Below are 3,263 nucleotides of genomic sequence, written 5' to 3' on the forward strand. Positions count from 1 at the left end.
GATTGCGGAGTGTCAGTCTGCATATTTGCTTCTGATACACCGCCATCGGGGGCAAGCCCCCTCCCACATTTTGAGCCTCACATGAAAAGAAGTTCAGCGTTGTTTCATGCGGTCGATGACCACCGCCAGCAGCAGGATCGAACCGCGGATCACGTACTGGTAGAAGGTGTCGATGTTCTTCAGGTTCATCGCGTTCTCAATGATCGCCAAAATCAACACCCCGGCGATCACGTGGCGAATCATGCCGATGCCGCCACTCAGCGACACCCCGCCCAGCACGCAGGCAGAAATCACCGTCAGCTCGAAACCCTGGCCGATCATCGGCTGGCCCGAGGTCATGCGCGAGGCGAGGATCACCCCGGCCAATGCGCCGATCAGACCGTGCACGGCGAAGATCAGGATCTTGGTGCGGTCGACGTTCACCCCCGCCAGCAGCGCCGCTTCCGGGTTGCCGCCGATGGCCATGGTGTTGCGCCCGTAGGTGGTGTAGTTGAGCAGCCAGCCGAAGAACAGGAAGCACACGATGGTGATCAGGATCGGCACCGGCACGCCGAACAACTGGCCATTGCCAAAGATAAAGAACTGGTCCTGAGATACCCCTACCGCCTTGCCGTCGGCAAAGATATAGGCCAGGCCGCGCACGATCTGCATGGTCGCCAAGGTGGTGATCAACGCATTGACCCGCAGCTTGGCGATCACGATGCCGTTGATCAGCCCCACGACCAGGCCCATCAGCAGCGCCGCGCCGATGCCCAGCATGACGCTGTCGGTATCGCGCATCACAATCGCCGCCACCACGCCGGCGCAGGCAATCACCGAGCCTACCGACAAGTCGAAGTGCCCCGACGCCAGGCAGAACAGCATGGTGCAGGCGGCGATGCCCACCGTGGAAATCGCCAGGCCCAGCCCGCGCATGTTCAACGGCGAGAGGAAGTTATCGATGAGCAAGGCGCACAGGACAAAGATGCCCACCGCAGCCAACAGCATCGCCCAGTTGTCGAGCAGTGCGCGCATATCGAGGGGTTTGCGTGCCGTCGGCAGCGCGTTGTTTTGAGTCGTCATGGTCTTCTCTCAGTTCGCCAGGCCGCGCGGCAGGGCCAGTTGCAGCAGGTTGGATTCAGTCGCGTGTTCACGGGTTTGTTCGCCGCGCATCGCGCCTTCGCACAGCACCAGGATGCGGTCGGAGATGCCCATCACTTCCATGAGGTCGCTGGACACCACGATCACCGCAATGCCCTGGGCCGCGAGGTTATGGATAATCTGGTAGATCTCGGCCTTGGCGCCGATGTCGATGCCGCGAGTCGGTTCGTCGAGCAGCAGCACCTTCATCGGCATCGACAGCCAGCGGCCAAGAATGGCTTTCTGCTGGTTGCCGCCGGACAGGTACATGATCTTTTCCCCGGCGGTCGGGGTTTTGACTTTCATTGCCTTGATCTGCTGGTCGGCATTGCCCTTCTCCCAGCCATCGCGCAGCAGCCAGCCGAACGAAGAGTGGGCTCCACGCGCGCTGATATTGATGTTTTCGGCGACGCTGGACAGCGGAATGATGCCTTCCTTTTTGCGGTCTTCCGGGCACAGCAGCACACCGGCGGCGATGGCGTCGCGGGGTGAGCGCAGTTGCAGGGCCTCCCCGCATAACTCCAGGCTGCCGGCACTGGCGCGCTCCAAACCGCTGAGCAAACGGAACAACTCCGTGCGCCCTGCCCCCACCAAACCGAACAGGCCAAGGATTTCGCCCTTGCGCACCTCAAAACTGATCGGTTCACGCAAACCCGGGCCCAACAAACCGTCGACCTTGAGCGCCACCTCGCCGTGCTCGCGCGGGCGGTAGTCGTAGATGTCCTGGATGTCGCGACCGACCATGCAGGTCACCAATTGGTCGTGGGTCAACGCACTCATGTCGTCAAAGGTACGCACGTAGCGGCCGTCCTTGAACACCGTGACCGCGTTGCAGATGCGGAACACCTCTTCCATGCGGTGCGAGACGTAGAGCACCACTTTGCCCTCGTCCCGCAGGCGCGTGATGATCGCCATCAGCCGGTCGATCTCCCGCGCCGACAGGCTGCTGGTCGGTTCGTCGAAGGCGATCACATGGGCGCCACGTGACAGCGCCTTGGCGATTTCCACCAGTTGGCGCTGGCCCAGGGACAGGCGGCCGAGTTTTTCCTCGGGGTCGATTTCATCCGCCAGGCCCTTGAGACAAGCCAGGGCCTGCTTGCGCAGCAGGCCCCGGTTGACCACGCCGAAGCGCGATGGCAAATGCCCGAGGAACAGGTTTTCGGCGACGGTCATTTCCGGCACCAGGTGCAGCTCCTGGTGAATCACAGCCACGCCGCTGGCGATGCTGTCGGCGGCGCATTTGAACGCCATGGTCTGCGCGCCGATCTGCACGCTGCCGCTGCTGGGGATATAGGCACCGCCCAATATCTTCAGCAGCGTCGACTTGCCCGCGCCGTTCTCGCCCATCAAGGCGTGCACCTGCCCCGGATGGGCGGTGAAGCTGATGCCGTCCAGCGCCTTGACCCCGGGAAAGGTTTTGCCGATAGCGTCAAAACGCAGGGCCGCAGCGGTCATTTCCACAGCCCGATCTTGGTCAGCTCTTCCTGGAAGTTGGCGCGGGTGATCAAGGTCACTTCATCCATGGCCGTGTATTTAGGCGGCTCAGTGCCCTTGGTGACCCACTCGTACATCATCAGCGCAGTGTTGTAGCCCTCGATGTGCGGGCTTGGCAGCATCGAGCCGAAGAAGCCGCTGTTGGCTTTCTTCAATTCGCCGATGGCGTCGGTGCCATTGATGCCGATACCGATCACATTGGCCGCCGCGAAACCGGCGCTTTCGGTGGCGCGCACGCCGCCGAGCACGGTGTTGTCGTTCATGCCGCCGATGATCAGGTTTTTCGCGCCGCTGGGCAGCTTGACCAGGGCCGAGTTGGTGGCGTCCATGCTGCCGGGAACGTCGAGGGTTTTCAGCGCGGCGGTGAGGATATGGTCCTTGGGAATGCCGGCTTCTTCGAGGGATTTGATCGAGCCATCGGTGCGTTTCTTGCCGGTGTCGAGTTCATTGAAGGTGTTGATCACCGCGTAGGTGTCCTTCCAGTCCCAACCGCGTTTTTTCGCCTCGGCAGCCATGGCCGCGCCTTGTTTCTGGCCCACTTCAAACGCGGCCATGCCCAGGTACGGCACGTCCTCCATGAAGTTGCCCTTGGCGTCGACAAAGCGGTCATCCACGGCAATCACTTTCAAGCCGTTGGCCTTGGCCTTGGC

At 61.9% G+C, this 3,263-nt stretch carries 3 protein-coding genes; all 3 read right to left on the reverse strand.

Annotation, left to right across the window (positions count from 1 at the left end; genetic code table 11):
- Nucleotides 1-93 precede the first annotated feature (93 nt).
- The gene (gene araH / locus AAG813_RS19595; protein WP_131700749.1) at nt 94-1,062 is read right to left on the reverse strand and encodes an L-arabinose ABC transporter permease AraH; all 969 of its coding nucleotides are present in this window, start codon (nt 1,060-1,062) and stop codon (nt 94-96) included.
- A 9-nt stretch (nt 1,063-1,071) separates the two neighbouring features.
- Nucleotides 1,072-2,574, reverse strand: a complete 1,503-nt coding sequence (gene araG, locus AAG813_RS19600) for an L-arabinose ABC transporter ATP-binding protein AraG (RefSeq protein WP_341917770.1) — start codon at nt 2,572-2,574, stop codon at nt 1,072-1,074.
- A partial coding sequence (locus AAG813_RS19605) for an arabinose ABC transporter substrate-binding protein (protein ID WP_341917768.1) occupies nt 2,571-3,263 on the reverse strand: 693 nt, incomplete at its 5' end. The genes araG and AAG813_RS19605, both read right to left, overlap by 4 nt.

Source organism: Polaromonas sp. YR568, from assembly GCF_943371715.1.
Classification (GTDB): domain Bacteria; phylum Pseudomonadota; class Gammaproteobacteria; order Burkholderiales; family Burkholderiaceae_C; genus Polaromonas.